Below are 16,700 nucleotides of genomic sequence, written 5' to 3'. Positions count from 1 at the left end.
CTTCATCGAGGAGGCCGTCCTCACTCACTTACCCACTACAGTGTCGGCTCGATCGTGAAGAGCCTGCGATATTCCTTGATCGCGTAGCGGTCGGTCATCCCCGCAACGTAGTGCGCAATCCAGCGCGGTTGATCGGCCTCATTCTCGGGGCGGTAATTCGGCGGCAGCAACCGCGGGTCCGAGAGAAATGCGGCGAACAACTCCTGCACGATGCGTTGGGCTTTAGCGGCCATGCGCATCACCAGATAGTGGCGGTACAGGTTCTCGAACAGGAAGCGCTTCAACTGGCCCGCCTGCTCTCTCATCTCGTCGCTGAACGCCACCAGCGGCCCGACACCCCGAACATCCTCCATCGAGGCCGGCGAGGCATCCGCCACGCGGCGGCGCGTCGTGGCAATCAAGTCAACGATCAGCGCGTTGATGATGCGTCGTGTCGTCTCGTGCACGAGCCGGCGCCCGGAGATCTCCGGCCACTCGTGTTGCGCGTCGGCGCAATAGCGCTTCCAGAGCGGCACGGCGTCGAGTTGTTCGAGTGACAACAACCCCGAGCGCACCCCATCGTCGATATCGTGATTGTTGTAGGCGATCTCGTCGGCGAGATTCGCGATCTGCGCCTCGATGCCCGGCTGGCGCCCTTTGAGAAACCGCTCACCGAGTTCGCCAAGCTCCCGCGCATTCGCGCGCGAGCAGTGCTTGAGAATGCCCTCTCGCGTCTCGAAGCACAGGTTCAGGCCGTTGAATCCGCCGTAGTGCTCTTCGAGTTCATCGACAACGATGAGGCTTTGCAGGTTGTGCTCGAAGCCGCCGTAGTCGCGCATGCACGCGTTGAGTGCGTCCTGTCCGGCGTGACCGAACGGTGTGTGGCCGAGGTCGTGCGCCAGCGCAATGGCTTCGACCAGATCTTCGTTGACGCGGAGATTGCGGGCAATCGAGCGCCCGATCTGGGCCACTTCGAGGCTATGGGTGAGGCGGGTGCGAAACAGATCGCCTTCGTGATTCACGAAGACCTGTGTCTTGTATTCGAGCCGGCGAAATGCCGTCGAATGGATGATGCGGTCGCGGTCGCGTTGAAATTCACTGCGCGTCGCCGGGGCCGCCTCGGCAAACCGGCGCCCCCGCGAATTCAGCGAGCGGGCCGCGTAAGGGGCAAGCGACGCTTCGTAATCGACCATCGCCAGCCCTCCCGCTTACACGTTGGCGCGCAGCGTTGCGCGCAGTTCGGCATCGGGCACACGCGTCATGAACGCTTCGCCTAGCCGGTTGAGTAGCACGAAGCGGATATCGCCGCCCTCGGCTTTCTTGTCGACTCGCATCAGATCGATATAGCGATCTTCGCCAAGCGCCGGGCCGGTTACCGGCAACTTGGCCGCTGCGACGAGGGCCTTGATGCGCGGCACCAGCGCTTCGTCGATGTAGCCGAGCCGCGCCGACAGATCGGCGCCCATGACCATGCCGCATCCGACCGCTTCGCCGTGCAGCCACTCGCCGTAACCGAGACCCGCTTCGATAGCATGCCCGAACGTGTGCCCGAAGTTCAGCGTGGCGCGCAGCCCTTGTTCGCGTTCGTCGCTGGCCACAACGGCGGCTTTGATCTCGCACGAGCGTTGCACCGCATACGACAGCGCCGCCGTGTTGCGGGCATTCAACGCGTCGATATTGGCTTCGATCCAGTCGAAGTACGCTTCATCGGCGATCGCGCCGTGTTTGATGACTTCCGCAAGGCCCGCTGCTAACTCACGTTCCGGCAGCGTCGACAACGTGTCGATGTCGGCCAGTACGGCGCTCGGCTGCCAGAAGGCACCGATCATGTTCTTGCCCAACGGATGGTTGATACCCGTCTTGCCGCCGACCGACGAATCGACTTGCGCCAGCAGCGTCGTCGGCACCTGCACGAACGGAACACCGCGCATGTAGCATGCTGCGGCAAAACCCGTCATATCGCCCACGACCCCGCCGCCCAAAGCGATCAGCGTTGCCTTGCGATCGGCTTGTGCCCCCAGCAGCTCGTCGAAAATCAGGTTCAGCGTCTGCCAGTTCTTGTACTTTTCGCCATCCGGCAGCACTGCCGTGACGACGTGTTTGCCCAGACGTTGGAGGGTCGCGGCGACTTTCTCTGCATACAGCGGTGCGACGGTCGTGTTCGTCACGATAATCGCGTGCGTGCCGCGAACATGCGGCGCGAACAAAGCGTCCTGCGAAAGCAGGTCGGTGCCGATGTGGATGGGGTAGGCGCGCTCGCCGAGTTCGAGTTTGAGGGTAATCATGCCGCTGACTGGCTAGTTATCGTGGTCGGCAACATCAGCGTGAGACCGTGTCACGAATCGGTGACATGGCCGTTCCCGCTGCGTCGCTGGGAATGGGTTCGTTTGCGTGTGTGCTGGCGTTCGGCGTGCCCGTCCCGGCCGCCTCGCTGGCGCTGCCGGTGCTGCCGGTGCTGCCGGTGCTGCCGGTGCTTCCGGTACTTTCGCCGCCTTCGGTGCGTTCACCGTGGCCTTCATCGCTCGCGCCCTTGGCATCAACAACGTCACCGCCATCCGCATGGACATCGGCTTCAAGCTCAAGGTGAGGCCCGATCGGCACAATGCCGGCGACTTCCAGTTGCATGAGCACCATGTTGACGAGGGCGTTGACGCTTGGCCGGCCCGTCTCGATGACAAACGTCGCACACTCTCGGTACAGCGCGTCGCGCTCTTGAAACAATTGCTCGAGGCGCGCGCGCGGATCCGCCGTTTGCAGCAGCGGGCGGTTTTTGTCGCGACGCGTGCGCAACCACAAGTCATGCGGTGTGGCGCGCAAATAGACGACGGTGCCGCGCGACTTGATGCATTCGCGGTTTTCTGCGCGCAGCACGGCACCCCCGCCGGTGGCGAGAACGATGCCGCTGCGCTGTGTGAGTTCGTCGATGGTATGCGCTTCGCGCTGGCGAAAGCCGTCTTCGCCTTCGTGCTCGAAGATGACCGGGATTCGCACGCCTGTGCGCGCTTCGATCTCATGGTCGGAGTCATAGAACTGCCGTCCGAGACGTCGCGCGACGGCGCGTCCGACCGTGGTCTTGCCCGCCCCCATCAATCCGACAAGTATTACGTTTTCCAGCATGAATCGCTGATATTTGGGTTCCAATCCCTGATGATACCGGGATATGCGTCGGGCGTGCGGAACGCGTCGCCTCCAAAGACGCCGCCGTCAGCCTCGGATGCCCCACCGGAGCGTCGTTGGCCGGCGCCTCCGGGGGCACCACCGGCTGGCCCGTGAGCACCCCCGATCCGCCCCGTAATGCCTTGCGCGCGGGCGTCTCCTCGTTGTCTCCCGGTAACAGCGCGGCGCTGCCCGGTGCGATGTAGGCATCCACGCCACCGGCCGCCGGCACTACGCTGGGGGTGATGAACACCAGCAATTCGGTGCGCCGGCCCCCCTCCGATCGGTTCCGGAATAGTGCCCCCAGCAGGGGCACATCGCCTAACCACGGCACTTGGGCGCGCGAATCGCGCCGTTCCTCCTGATAAATCCCGCCGATGGCGACCGTCCCGCCGTCTTCGACCTGTACCTGCGTCTTAACGTGCCGGGTATCCACGGCAAAGCCATCCGCGACCGCCTGCCCCACGCTGTCCTTGCGCACATCCACGTCGAGAATGACCTGCCCGCCGGGCGTAATCAGCGGCGTGACCTCCAGACGCAGCGTAGCTTTGCGGAACTGCACCGTCGACACGCTTCGCCGCCCGCTGCGGGCCTGATAGGGCAATTCGGTACCCTGCTCGATGACCGCCTCCGCCTTGTCCGCCGTCACCACCCTCGGCCGCGACACCACCCGCCCGCGCCCACTGGTCTCAAGCGCCGACAACTCCAGTTGCAAAAACCGCGTGGCTGAACGCCCGAACAACGTAATGGCCAAGCTTGGCGGCGCCACGCCGGCGAGCGCCGCCGCAGGCAAAGCACTGTCGAGTACGTCGACCAATCCCTGCCCGCCTGCGCCGCCCGGCGAGCCCTGAGTTCCACTCTGAAGCCCATTCTGAATACCATTGCCCGCCGCACCGCCGTTTCGCTGCGACGTTGTACCACCACGCGCAGGCCCGGCCTTTCCGGCCTTCTGGGCTTGGGTCCGCGCGTAATAGCCTGCGAGGTTGACGCCGAGCGACTCGCTGAACCGATCGTCCGCTTCGACGATCCGCGCTTCGATCAATACCTGCCTGACCGGCACATCGATACGAGCGATGAACGCGCCAAGGGCATCGAGACGCTCGGGCAGATCCGTCACGAAGAGCTGATTAGTGCGAAGGTCTGCGATCAAGCTGCCTCGCGACGACAACAGCCGCTGCGTTTTGCGATCCTTCTCGCCGATGATGACTTCGCGTAATTCCAATGCCCGCGGGTAATTCAGCGTGAAGCGCCGACTGACGAGTGGTTGCATGGTCTCGCGCTTCGCGGCGGTCTCCAACTGTGCCTGCTCGTCGGCCAATAGTTCGGTCTTCGGCGCAACCCAGTCCACACCGTGCAGCGATCGCACGCCCAACCCTGCTGCCCGAATCAGCACCTCGAAGGCTGTCGCCGGGGAGACGTTTGCCATTTCCACCTCAAGCCGCCCCGCGACACGTTCGCCCAGCACCAGATTTCTTCCCGTCAATCGCGCAAACGCCTTCAATGCATCGACCGTGTCCACGCCGTGCAACGTCACGCTGATCTGCGCATCAAGGTCCTGCCCGGAAGGGTGTGCCGGTCCCGCCCAATCCGCGGTCACGCCGTTGGCCGCACGCCGGAACGTCACCCGACGCGCGCCAGCCTGCATCACCCCAATGGGGCTGGCGACGTCGGTGGCCGCCACTGGCGGGTCGGCAACCATCGCCGCACTCGCTTGCCCCGGACGCCCCGTCAGCGATGCCCGGAACACATCGACCATGGCCGTCGGCATCCGCCACGGCGCCGGTGCGTCAGGCAGCTTGGGCATCGGCACCGTGTCACTTACGACGCTGGCGGCAGACGTGCGATGCCAGACGTAGGTCGCTATCGTCACCTTGAGCGTTGCCCGTCCGTCACCGTCATGCCCTGAGCCCGTATCGGGCGCCTGCAAATTCAGCCGCTCGACCACAAGATGACGCGGCACCCGGTCGATCTCGGCAAGCAGGCCAATCAAACCCGCCACCGGCCCGGTCACTCGCATTTCCGCTCGCTCGGTGTCGATACCGGCTTTCGAATCGAATGCCCCCGGGCGGGCCATCTCAAGCACCAGTCCAGCGCGCGCGACAAACGACTCGAGATCGGCACGCCACATCCGGCCGGAACCTGTGTCCGCGGCATTCGCCGCATTCGCCGCATCGCGCGGTGATTGACGCGCGTCATCGGGCAATCGGCCGAGCGCCGCTGAAGCGCTATCCGCAAGTGCTCCCTGCGACACCTCCGGTGGCGCTACCGGCAGCAAACGCTCCCACGCCACGGTCTCGGCTTCCGCGTTTCGCAAGGCCGTCAACCATTGCGGCAATTGCTTCGCCTGTGATGTCGCGAGATCTAGCGCCGTGCGCCCGGCAGCAATGTCATTGTTCAACGATGTGCGGGCCGGCAGCCCGACGAGCCACCACATCGACCAACTCAACATGAGTGCCCCGAGCAAGACCCCTGCCCCGATGCCCCAACGCATGGGCGACGGCCATTCTGCTGGCGACACCGATGCCCATACGGACCAGCGTGTTCGACAGCGCTCGACAAGATCGGCAAGCAAATCACGGACATCGGCCGGTGACTGGCGATCATTTGTCATCGATGCCCTCCTCCTGATCCCACACGCCGCCATCAGTCAATGCAGGTTCAGCGACGGGCCGGTGCTCGACGCGCACCGCGAATCGCCGCACGGCCGGCAACGACGCGGGAGCATCCGCGCCCATCAGTTGCCGCGCCGCACCTTCGGGAATCAGACTCGATTCGACTTCCGCGACCTTCTTGACCCACGGCAGGCTTCGCAAGCGCTTCTGCATCTCACGCACACGGGACTGTGTTGTCGCGTAGCCGTCGACATGCAGTTGCCGGCCATCGATATCGACGCTCGACAGACGCACACCGTCGGCACATGCCCGCATCACGTCGAGAAGGCGGTCCGCCATCGCCTGCCGCCGGGCGACTAGGGCGAGCGCCGCGCGCCGGTGCGCCCGGAGTCCCGCCAGCGCGCGACGTGTCGTGTCGAACGACGCTGTCTCGGCGTCAAGTCGCGAGCGCGCCGCGTTTAGCGTCAACAACTGCGCCTGTCCTTCGTTACGCGCACGAACCTCCCAAGCGATCGGCAGCAGCGCCAGTAACGCACCCGCCAGCGCGAGCACCGCCCAGATTTGCCACTGTCGGCGGAAATCTCGCTGACGCCGCTGCGCCAGCGTGGGCAGCAAATCGATTGGCGGCAGATGAGGCCTTACTGCCATGGCAGCCCCCGCATCGACATGGCGCGCAATGCCAGACCACACGCGACGGCAAGGGACGCGCGTTCAGCGAACGGCTGGCGCCGGTGCGCCGGTGGGCTCGCTGCGTCGAGACGGCGCAGCGGATCAAACGGCCGTACGGGAACGTGGCACGCCGCGATGAGGCCATCGCATATCGCCGCAAACGCGCCCGGCGTCACGCTTTGCGCCGCCACATGCAGCGAGCCGGCGGCGACCGGCAGTCTGTCGAGTAGCTCGCGCACCACGCTCGCCAACGCGTCTGGGCTCCCATTCACGCCGTCAAAGCGCTCCCGTAAGTCGGCCACACAGGTTTGCGCGTCAAACACCGCCAGATCGAGATCGTGATCGCTGATCTGAAGTAGCGCCGTGGGCGATTGCAGCGTAACCGGAGTTTCGTCCGCCAACGCCCTCGGCTCACCCACCGCCGGCCACGCCCATTGGAATGCCCGACGCCCGGCGGCATGTGCCACATCGACGGCATGTGCACGCAAGCCCGCCATTTCCAACGCGGCAAGGCGGTCGTCGACGAGTTCGGCCTCACACGCATACAGCCGCAGGCGGTGACTCCCCGGTTCAGCCCAAGTCACTCCCACGCGCGAACGCAACCCGGGGCTACCGTCGCCCGGCAGCAATAACGCCGCATGCCGTTCGCACCAAGCGCGCAAGGCTTGCGCCGGCATATCCGGCGGGTACTCGACCACGTGCGTCTTGAGTAGATGCGCAGGTAGCGCCAGCACGATGGTGTCGCCTCGCAGGGCTTCGGCACTCGTGCCGGCACGTTCGAGCAGTTCGCCGAGCCGCCGCGCCGCCGCCTCTGGTTTGGCCAGTACCCCGCCGCGCAACACGTCGTCGTCGAGCGCCGCCGTACCGTAAGCATCGAGACGCAACCGCGCAGGACCGGCCACTCGTGCCAGTCGAACAAATTGCAGGGTTCCCGCGTCAAAGTGAATACCGCATCCACCACCATCGAGACGCGGCAAAAGGGCCGCAAAGGGGTGTGCGAAGGGACGTACAAAGGGGTGTGTGATGTGGCGCAAGCTGCGCAGAGCGGCTTCGAGCATGACGTGCCTCCCATGTGGGTCGATGTCGATGTGATCGATCCTAGCCATCGGGGAAGCGGCCTCCAATCGGACAAATCCGAATCCTGGCTCGCTGGCAGCGGTTCTTTTCGCTTTCGGAATCTGCGCCGCTTTTTTCTCATCTTTGTCCGAGACACGGCACGCCTGGAATCCCATTTCCAGCATCTTCGGCAAAGGGGCACCGATCGTTCGGGGGGCCTTCGCTAACCGTTCGTTATAATCGGCCCATTGTTTTTTTCGACTCCCCCATGGCAAGCACACCCCAAACAGAGACCCCACGCGACAAGCGCCCACCCAAGCCGCGCCGCTCGATCTGGCTGCGCATCGTTTTGTGGTTCGTCGGCCTGATCGCCGCGATGCTCGTCTGTGGCGCGTTGCTGGCGGGGTACATCCTGGTGGTCATGACGCCGCAGCTGCCGTCGCTCGACACCATCGTCGACTACCGGCCGAAGATTCCGCTGCGCATCTATACCGCCGACGAGATTCAGATCGGCGAGTTCGGCGAGGAACGCCGTAACGTCGTGCGCTTTGCCGATATTCCGGATGTGATGAAGAAGGCGGTGCTCGCCATCGAGGACGATCGCTTCTATCAGCACGGCGGCGTCGATTTCATCGGGATCTTCCGGGCAGGCGTGGCTAACGTCGCCCGCGGCGGCTCGTCGCAAGGCGCCAGCACGATCACGATGCAGGTCGCACGCAACTTCTTCCTGTCGAGCGAGAAGACATACACGCGCAAGATTTACGAAGCACTGCTCGCCTACAAGATCGAGTCGCGCCTGACGAAGGATCAGATTCTCGAGCTGTACATGAATCAGATCTATCTCGGCGAGCGTGCGTACGGGTTCGCGAGCGCCGCCCGCGTGTATTTCGGCAAAGACATCAAGGACGTCACGCTTGCCGAAGCCGCGATGCTGGCCGGTCTGCCCAAGGCCCCGTCGGCGTACAACCCGATCGTCAACTACAAGCGGGCGCGCGTGCGTCAGGAGTACATCCTCAAGCGCATGTACGACCTCGGCTATATCTCGAAGTCGGAATACGATCAGGCCATCTCGCAAGAACTGGTCGTGCGCGGCCTCGGCAGCGAGTTCAGCGTGCATGCCGGTTATGTCGCGGAAATGGTGCGTCAGCTGCTTTACGCCCAGTTCAAGGACGAGATCTATACGCGCGGCTTCAACGTCTACACGACGATCAATTCGGCCGATCAGGAAGCCGCGTATGAAGCCTTGCGCGCCGGGGTCATGGCTTACGAGCTGCGTCACGGTTATCGCGGACCGGAAGCCAACATCGATCTGCCGAGTGATCAGGACGACCGCGAACAGTTGATCGACGATACGCTGGTCGAGCACCCCGACAGCGGCGACATGGTGGCGGCCGTGGTGCTTGCGGCATCGCCGCAACAGGTCAAGGCGGTGCTGCTCAATGGCGACGACGTGAACGTCACGGGCGACGGACTGCGTTTTGCCGCTGCCGGCCTTAGCGCCAAAGCACAGCCCAAGCAAAAAATTCGCCCCGGTTCGGTCATTCGCGTGACGAAGGACGCCAAGGACAACTGGCGCATCGTGCAGATGCCCGATATCGAAGCGGCGTTCGTCTCGCTCGATCCGCAGAACGGCGCGATCCGCTCGCTCGTCGGCGGTTTCGACTTCAACCGCAATAAATTCAATCACGTCACGCAGGCATGGCGTCAGCCGGGGTCGAGCTTCAAGCCGTTCATCTACTCGGCTGCGCTGGAAAAGGGCTTCGCGCCCGCGACGATCATCAATGACGGCCCGCTTTACTTCACCGCGGCACAAACGGGTGGTCAGCCGTGGGAGCCGAAGAACTACGGCGGTGGCTTCGAAGGACCGATGCCGATGCGCGTCGCGTTGATGCGCTCGCGTAATCTCGTGTCGATCCGGATTCTGCAAAGCATCACGCCCGGCTACGCGCAGAAGTACATCGCGCGCTTCGGGTTCGAAGCCGACAAGCATCCGGCCTACCTGCCGATGGCGCTGGGTGCGGGCATGGTCACACCGCTGCAAATGGCAAGCGCCTACGCCGTGTTCGCTAACGGTGGCTTCCGCGTGAACCCGTTCATCGTGGCGCGCATCACGGACTCGAAGGGCAACGTGATCATGGAGGAGAAGCCGGCCACGGCAGGCGATGAAACGTTCCGCGCCATTCCGGCCCGCAACGCCTTCATCATGAACTCGATGCTGCACGACGTGGCAACGCGTGGCACGGCAGCCAAGACGAACGTGCTCAAGCGTAACGACCTCGCAGGCAAGACCGGTACGACCAACGATTCGCACGACGCCTGGTTCGCGGGGTATCAGTCACAACTGGTGGGGGTGGCGTGGATCGGTTTCGATCAACCGCGCAATCTGGGTGACCGGGAAACCGGTGGCGGTCTGGCACTGCCGATCTGGATCGACTACATGACCAAGGCGTTGCGTGGTGTGCCGGAATCGACACGCCCGGTGCCCTCGGGGATCATTCAGGCGAACGGCGATTATTTCTACGACGACTATCCGCCGGGTCGCGCAGTCAGTACGGTAGGCCTGAGCGCCGATACCGCGCCGGACGGCACCACGACCAGTGCACCGCCGGGGCCGGTCGATACGCAGGAGCGCCAACGCATCCTGGATATGTTCAACAAGCCTTGATGGGATTGATTCGAGAAAGGTGCTGATGTGCGTGGTGGGAAACACGCACATCAGCACCGGACGCGGCAGCCTCAGTCGGCTTGCAGCGTTACCGTCTCGCCGGCTTGCTGCGACGCGAAACGCGAGAGCGCTTCGAACAACTCCGAGTCGTCACGGGTATCGCGCCATTCGTCGCCCTTCAGGCGATAGTGGTAGCCGCCCGAGCGCGCCGCCACCCAGATTTCGCTCATCGGCGTTTGCAGATTCACGATGATCTTGCTGCCGTCGTCGAACTCGAGCGTCAGCACGTTGCCCGTGCGCTCACAATCGATGTCCACGTCGCTGTCTTCGACAGCCGCCTCCACCCGCGCCAGTACAGCCTCGGCGAGCGCCAGGAATTCACTTTCCGTCATGCTAAACTCCACGGTTTGCGTCATCGATTGCATGCCGCACCACGCGGCGATACCCCCATGACAGCACCTATTCGAACCTGCGCGATTGTAGCCTCGATTGCCCTGCTGAGCGTATTAGCCAGCTGTGGCCAGGCCGGCCCCCTTTATTACCCGGCGCGGCCTATCAAGCCGACGCCGCCGCCGGGCGCACCTGTGCCCCCGCCGCCGCTCGTGCCTGAGCCGCAGCGTGGTCCGTCGGTCGAAGTGCCGCCGGCCGCGTCGCTGCCCGCCGCGAAACCGGAGTAAGCTTGTCGGCACCGTTGTCGGGCACCCGCTACTCAATACCCGAGTATGGGGCCCGACGGCTAGTGATCCGGACTGCCTGACTGACTGCCGGACGAGCGTTTCCTGCCTGTTTATATTGCGCGCCACGGCGCGTGCCCTTGCCGATTACCCGAGTTTCCGCGATGTCCAACGCCTTCTTCTCTTACCGCGACGACGTACTCCATGCCGAGGGCGTGGCCCTGCCCGTACTCGCCGAGCGTTTTGGTACGCCCTTGTACGTGTATTCGAAGGCGGCCCTGACGTCCGCTTATCAGGCTTACGCCAAGGCTTGCGAAGGGCGTAACGCGGCGGTTCATTACGCGGCCAAGGCCAACTCGAATCTGGCCGTGCTCGGCGTGTTCGCCAAGCTCGGAGCCGGGTTCGACATCGTTTCGGCCGGTGAACTGGCACGCGTGATCGCTGCCGGCGGTGACGCCAGCCGCGTGGTCTTCTCCGGCGTGGGCAAGCATGCTGACGAAATGCGTTATGCGCTCGACAAGGACGTGTTCTGCTTCAACGTCGAATCGCGCCCCGAGCTCGACCGCCTGAACGAAGTGGCCGCCCAGATGAACAAGCGCGCGCGCGTGTCGCTGCGCGTGAATCCGAACGTCGACGCCAAGACGCACCCGTATATTTCTACCGGTCTGCGCGGCAACAAGTTCGGTGTGGCTTACGAAGAAGCGTTCGACGCTTACCGTGCCGCTGCGGCCATGTCGCATCTCGACGTGGTCGGCATCGATTGCCACATCGGCTCGCAAATCACGGAAATTTCGCCGTACCTCGACGCGATCGACAAGCTCCTCGATCTGGTCGAAAAGCTCGACGACGCCGGGATCTCGCTGCATCACATCGACGTGGGTGGCGGCCTCGGCATTCAGTACACGGATGAAACGCCGCCGGACATCACCGCTTTTGCCACCACGATCATCGACCACATCGCCAAGCGCGGTCACGCCCATCGTCAGGTGCTGTTCGAACCGGGCCGCTCGCTGGTCGGCAACGCCGGCGTACTGCTCACGCGCGTGGAATTCCTGAAGCACGGCGAGACCAAGAACTTCGCCATCGTCGACGCGGCCATGAACGATCTCGCCCGCCCGGCAATGTACGAGGCTTATCACGGGATCGATCCGGTGACGCGCCACGCCGCCGACGTGGTGACGTACGACGTGGTGGGCCCGGTGTGCGAAAGCGGCGACTGGCTCGGCCGTGACCGTGCGCTGGCCATTGCGCCGGACGATCTGCTGGCGATTCGCTCGGCCGGTGCGTACGGCTTCACGATGAGCTCGAACTACAACACGCGTCCGCGCGCGGCAGAAGTCATGGTCGATGGCGTCGATGTCCACCTCGTGCGCGAGCGCGAAACGGTCGAATCGCTGTTTGCCGGCGAACGTCTGCTGCCGGCCTGAGGTTGGCCTGAGGTTGACTCAGCTACGCTGATCGGGCCGGTCATCGGATTTCACTTCGCCCTCGCCTTCACAAGCGGGGCGGCAAACCCAAGCGCCGCCCAATAAAAAAGCCGCCTGCGCACATCGCGCGGCGGCTTTTTTACTTCACACACCGACCGGCCGGGTCGGCACGTGGATGACGCGTCAGAGCTGCCCGTAGCTGTGCAGGCCCGACAGGAACATGTTCACACCGAGGAACGCGAACGTCGTGATCAGCAGGCCGGTCAACGACCACCATGCGGCCACCACGCCACGCAGACCCTTCATCAGGCGCATGTGCAGCCACGCCGCGTAATTCAGCCACACGATCAGCGCCCAAGTCTCCTTCGGGTCCCAGCTCCAGTAACCGCCCCATGCGTCGGCCGCCCAGAGCGCACCGAGAATCGTGGCAATCGTGAAGAACGCGAAGCCCACGGCAATCGCCTTGTACATCACGTCGTCGAGCAATTCGAGCGACGGCAGGCGTGACGAGAAGAAACCGCTGTCGATCGCCTTGCCCGCCGCGACGTTACGCTTTTGTTCGCCCGACTTGAGCAGATAAGCCACCGCCACCATCGCCGCCAGCGCAAACGTGCCGTAACCGATGAAGTTGGCCGGTACGTGGATCTTCATCCACCAGCTTTGCAGTGCCGGCACCAGCGGTTGAATCTCGTAAGCACTGCGTGCCACGCTGTACCAGAGATTAAAGCCCACCGCGGCGCTGATGACCAACAGCACGAACGGGCCGAGGGCGCGCGTCGCATAGTGTTGCTCGTAGTACAGGTAGAACAGCGACGTGATCAGGCAGAAGAGGACGAACACTTCGTACAGGTTCGAGATCGGGATGTGCCCGACGTCGGCACCCACCAGATACGACTCGTACCAGCGCACCATCATCCCGGTGAACCCGAGCAGTACGGCCGCCCAGCACAGTGCCGAGCCGACGCTTGCCCCGAACGGCGAGCGCGCCAGCAGACCGCCCCAATAGAACAATGTCGCCAGGAAGAACAGCGCGCTCATCCAGAGGATGGCCGACTGACTCGAAAGGAAATACTTCAGGAAGAACGCCTGATCGGCGCGGGCCAGATCGTGGTGATAGAGCCCGATGCCGGAGAGCGCGAGAATCGCGATACCCGCCATCAGCCAGCGCACCGAGCGCCAGTGCCAACCCAACACGGCGAAGGTCGGCACCGAGAGCACCAGAATCGTGTGCTCGTAGTAATCCATAAAGTGGCCGTAGCGATTGAGCGCGAAGCCCGCCCCAATCGCCAGCGCCAGTGCGAACAGCCAGTCACCGATACTGCGCCGGCGCAGCCACGAGACGTCTGAATAGCCTTGCGATAACTCCATGTCTCTCACCTTCATCGTTTTGTGACGATCGCGTCCAACTCCGCCTTCGTGCGGGCGAATTCCTTGTCGAAATCCAGCGTACGACGCGTGGTCGACGCTGCCATCATGACCGAGCTGCCGCCGTCAGGAGTGTCTTTCACCCACAGCCAGAGACGTCGTTCACGTACGTAAAACATCGAGAAGATGCCGAGTACCAGCAGCAGACTGCCAAGATACACGATCTTCTTGCCGGGCGAGCGCGTGAGCTGGAAGACGCTCGCCTGAATCTGATCGAATGAGTCGAGTTGCAGGAACACCGGCGCGTCGTACAGGAAGTTGTCCGACAGCGCGTTGGTCGCCGTGTGCACGAAACGCTCGTTGTCCGGCGTGGGCGTTGCGGCCGGCTGGCCTGCCTGCTCGCGCGCGACCTGCCAGAGTTGCCAGATCGTGCCGTCGAGAATGCGGCGGAACATGTCGGCCGCACTCGATTGCTGCTCCTGCGGCACTTTCTCGCTCACGAACTCGGCAATCGCTTGCAGCCCGCCGGTGGCATGGCCATTCGCGCTGACCGGAATGGCACCGGCAAACAGATCGAGCTCACGCTTGGCGCTTTCCTGCAATTGGCCCCGCAACTCAGCCGAGGTCTGCGAAGGCAGCGATTGTGCAGCGAACCGGCGCGCGGCTTCGACCCGGGCACCGTCGTCCTGAAGCGCAGCACGCAATAGCATCCATTGTTTGACGGAGCCGTCTTCGTCAGCCGGAATGCGCAGGTACTGGAACGGGCCATCCGGGGTGTCGCGCACGCCCGTCATGAACACGCGCTGTCCGTCTTCCACCAGAGTCGGCAGCATGTAGTTGCGGTATTCCTTGGCTTGGCCGCTGCGATCTCGCACCTTGTACTGCACTGACGGGCCGACGTTGCGCAAGTCCTTGTTCAGATCGGTTTTCGCGCCCGAACCCAGTTGTGCACTCAGGTCGTCGCGGAACGATTTGCGGGCCACGCCGCGTACGTCCTGCTGCCCGCTGCCGTTACTGATGTTCTCGACGTTGATCGCACGGAAATCGCTGAATTCAACCGTGTACTCGTCTTTGGCTGCGGCACCGCCCTTCAACTGCGTGGAGCCGCCGATGTCACCCGAGAAGGCGAACGTCTTGTCGGACGCGCCACGCATCGGGTAGCCGGTGAGCTTGAGCTTGCTGCCGCCGTCTTCAAAGCTCGATTGATAGATCGCGACGCCCTTGTAGATGAACGGCTCGTTGACTTTCACCGTGGCATCCATCGACTTGCCAGTCTCCGGGTCGGTCACCACGATATCGCTCGCGAAGAGCTTGGGCATGCCCGTCGAGTAATAGTCGACGTGGAATTTCTTCAACTCGATGGAGAAGGGCAGGTCCTGCACGACCGAGCCGTCCTGAAAATTCAGAATCGCGGTCGTCGATTTGCCACCCTCGGGCACGAATGCGTAGCCCCGGAACGCGGGGTTGCTCGACGACAGGCGATGTTCCTCGGGAATCTGTGCGATGACCGCGTTGCCTTGCAACGGCGACTTGCCGAACACGGCCATCTGCATGCGGGTGAGCAGATCGCTGTCGACCAGACCACCCAGACAGATGATCACGATGGCGCTGTGCGCGAAGATGTAGCCGATCTTGTTGATGGCGCCGGCCTTCGCGGCAACGAGCGTCGCCCCATCGCGATCACGCACGACGAAGCGGTAACCGCGCCGCCCCAGAAAGCCCGTCAGTCTGGGCAGCAGCTCGGCGCGCGGCGTCGGGCCGGAAAACTCGCCCTTGTGACCGAAGGCGCGCAGGCTGCCTTCACGCACGTGGTCGCGCCAGCTGCGGATGTCCGCGATCATCTTCGGCGCGTTGCGCACAACGCACAGCGTCGTCGACGCCATCAGGAAGAAGAGGATCAGCAGGAACCACCACGAGCTGTAGACCTTATAAAGGCCGAGCGAGCGGAAGACGTCGGCCCAGAAGGGGCCGAACTGATTGACGTAGTTGGGGTAGGGGTCGCCTTGCTTGAGCACGGTGCCGACAATGCTGGCGATCGCGAGCACGGTGAGCAGGCTGATGGCAAAACGCATCGAGCTGACCAGCTCGACACCGTCGCGCACCCATCGCTGCGCGCTTTTGATCTGCATTCCCGAAGTACTGATGCTCATCCTGTTTCCGGCAACAAAAAAGGGCGGGAGCGCGTTTTTCACGCGCCCGCCACCCTGTGTATGCTAAACCAGTTCTATCCCGTCACCCTGCGGCGACGGAGCTGGTTTCGTTATAAGTCAGCGAATATACCCCGACGTTCACACGATGTCAGGGCAGACCTTACCGATCAGCGCAAACCGGCGATGTAATCCGCGACTGCCTTGATTTCCTTGTCCGACAGTCGCGACGCAACGGCATGCATCGGCGCGTTGTTCAAACGCGTTTCGTCGCGGAAGGCCACGAGTTGTGCAGCGGTGTAATCGGCCCACTGGCCGCCGAGGCGCGGGTATTGCGACGGCATGCCGGCACCGGCCGGACCGTGACAGGCAGCGCAGGCGGGCACGCCCTTCTCTGCAATACCGCCACGGAAAATCTTTTCGCCCAGCGGCACGGTGTCCTTGTTGCGCGCGGCGCCCGGTTTCTCGGTTTGCGACGCGAAATAAGCGGACACGTTACGCATATCCTGATCGGACAGCGCCGCGACCATACCGGCCATGATGGGATTGTTGCGCGCCGGTGTCTTGCCGGGCTGCGCCTTGAAGTCGGTCAGTTGCTTGTAGAGGTACTCAGCGTGCTGGCCGGCAATTTTTGGATAAGCACCACCGGTGCTGTTACCGTCTGCCGCGTGGCACGATGCGCAGACCTGACTGGCAATCGCCTGTCCCCGGTTCAAGTCTGGTTTGGCAGGCGCCTGAGGCTCGGCGGCTTGTCCTGCTCCGCTCAGTAGAAAGCATGCCAGCGCCAATGGTGTTGCAGCGAGAGACTTCCACACTCCTCGGTTCATTCGCACACCTTATATCTGTTTTGTCGGGAAATCGGTCGTTCGAACTCACCGTCCGGCGCCGTGTTTCTCCTCCAACCTCACGGCGTGCGAGACGTTCGGACAAGCCTTGGCAAGGCCAAGGTT

Annotated in this window: 12 protein-coding genes and 1 pseudogene; 3 read left to right on the top strand and 10 right to left on the bottom strand. The window is 63.3% G+C overall.

Annotated elements, in window-relative coordinates:
* Positions 1–35 precede the first annotated feature (35 nt).
* The 6 genes and pseudogenes from PIN31009_RS25135 to PIN31009_RS25110 all read right to left on the bottom strand — a co-directional run bounded on the left by PIN31009_RS25135 (position 36) and on the right by PIN31009_RS25110 (position 7,318).
* Positions 36–1,172, bottom strand: a complete 1,137-nt coding sequence (locus PIN31009_RS25135) for a deoxyguanosinetriphosphate triphosphohydrolase (protein ID WP_150791915.1) — start codon at positions 1,170–1,172, stop codon at positions 36–38.
* 15 nt (positions 1,173–1,187) lie between these two features.
* A complete protein-coding gene (aroB, locus tag PIN31009_RS25130; protein ID WP_150791914.1) occupies positions 1,188–2,264 on the bottom strand; it encodes a 3-dehydroquinate synthase in 1,077 nt (358 codons plus the stop codon).
* Positions 2,265–2,577: 313 nt separating this feature from the next.
* Positions 2,578–3,096, bottom strand: a pseudogene (locus tag PIN31009_RS25125) (shikimate kinase); the annotation flags it as partial.
* Positions 3,002–5,746, bottom strand: a complete 2,745-nt coding sequence (gene pilQ / locus PIN31009_RS25120; RefSeq protein ID WP_174997388.1) for a type IV pilus secretin PilQ — start codon at positions 5,744–5,746, stop codon at positions 3,002–3,004. The gene pilQ and the pseudogene PIN31009_RS25125, both read right to left, overlap by 95 nt.
* On the bottom strand, positions 5,736–6,395 hold the full coding sequence (locus tag PIN31009_RS25115) for a PilN domain-containing protein (protein WP_150791912.1): 660 nt from the start codon (positions 6,393–6,395) through the stop codon (positions 5,736–5,738). The genes pilQ and PIN31009_RS25115 overlap by 11 nt, the downstream gene beginning before the upstream one ends.
* Positions 6,386–7,318, bottom strand: a complete 933-nt coding sequence (locus tag PIN31009_RS25110) for a type IV pilus biogenesis protein PilM (RefSeq protein WP_174997386.1) — start codon at positions 7,316–7,318, stop codon at positions 6,386–6,388. Before PIN31009_RS25110 ends, PIN31009_RS25115 begins: the two co-directional genes overlap by 10 nt.
* Positions 7,319–7,357: 39 nt before the next feature.
* Here PIN31009_RS25110 and PIN31009_RS28000 point away from each other — a divergent pair, with 39 nt between their 5' ends.
* Complete coding sequence (locus PIN31009_RS28000; RefSeq protein ID WP_174997384.1) at positions 7,358–7,699, top strand: hypothetical protein; 342 nt, start codon at positions 7,358–7,360, stop codon at positions 7,697–7,699.
* Between the two features lie 41 nt (positions 7,700–7,740).
* Complete coding sequence (locus PIN31009_RS25105; protein WP_150791910.1) at positions 7,741–10,137, top strand: penicillin-binding protein 1A; 2,397 nt, start codon at positions 7,741–7,743, stop codon at positions 10,135–10,137.
* A 71-nt stretch (positions 10,138–10,208) separates the two neighbouring features.
* Here PIN31009_RS25105 and cyaY read toward each other — a convergent pair whose 3' ends face one another.
* A complete protein-coding gene (cyaY, locus tag PIN31009_RS25100) occupies positions 10,209–10,529 on the bottom strand; it encodes an iron donor protein CyaY (RefSeq protein WP_150686680.1) in 321 nt (106 codons plus the stop codon).
* A gap of 446 nt (positions 10,530–10,975) precedes the next feature.
* Here cyaY and lysA point away from each other — a divergent pair, with 446 nt between their 5' ends.
* A complete protein-coding gene (gene lysA, locus PIN31009_RS25095; protein WP_150791909.1) occupies positions 10,976–12,238 on the top strand; it encodes a diaminopimelate decarboxylase in 1,263 nt (420 codons plus the stop codon).
* Between the two features lie 183 nt (positions 12,239–12,421).
* Here lysA and ccsB read toward each other — a convergent pair whose 3' ends face one another.
* The 3 genes from ccsB to PIN31009_RS25080 all read right to left on the bottom strand — a co-directional run bounded on the left by ccsB (position 12,422) and on the right by PIN31009_RS25080 (position 16,577).
* Positions 12,422–13,606, bottom strand: a complete 1,185-nt coding sequence (ccsB, locus tag PIN31009_RS25090) for a c-type cytochrome biogenesis protein CcsB (protein WP_087721623.1) — start codon at positions 13,604–13,606, stop codon at positions 12,422–12,424.
* Positions 13,607–13,617: 11 nt separating this feature from the next.
* On the bottom strand, positions 13,618–15,753 hold the full coding sequence (locus tag PIN31009_RS25085; RefSeq protein WP_150791908.1) for a cytochrome c biogenesis protein ResB: 2,136 nt from the start codon (positions 15,751–15,753) through the stop codon (positions 13,618–13,620).
* Between the two features lie 167 nt (positions 15,754–15,920).
* Positions 15,921–16,577: a c-type cytochrome gene (locus PIN31009_RS25080; RefSeq protein ID WP_058376363.1), complete on the bottom strand. Its 657-nt coding sequence runs from the start codon at positions 16,575–16,577 to the stop codon at positions 15,921–15,923.
* Between the last annotated feature and the right edge of the window lie 123 nt (positions 16,578–16,700).

This window comes from Pandoraea iniqua (assembly GCF_902459685.1).
In the GTDB taxonomy this organism is placed as follows: Bacteria; Pseudomonadota; Gammaproteobacteria; order Burkholderiales; family Burkholderiaceae; genus Pandoraea; species Pandoraea iniqua.
This window is presented reverse-complemented; position numbering and strand designations above follow the sequence as displayed.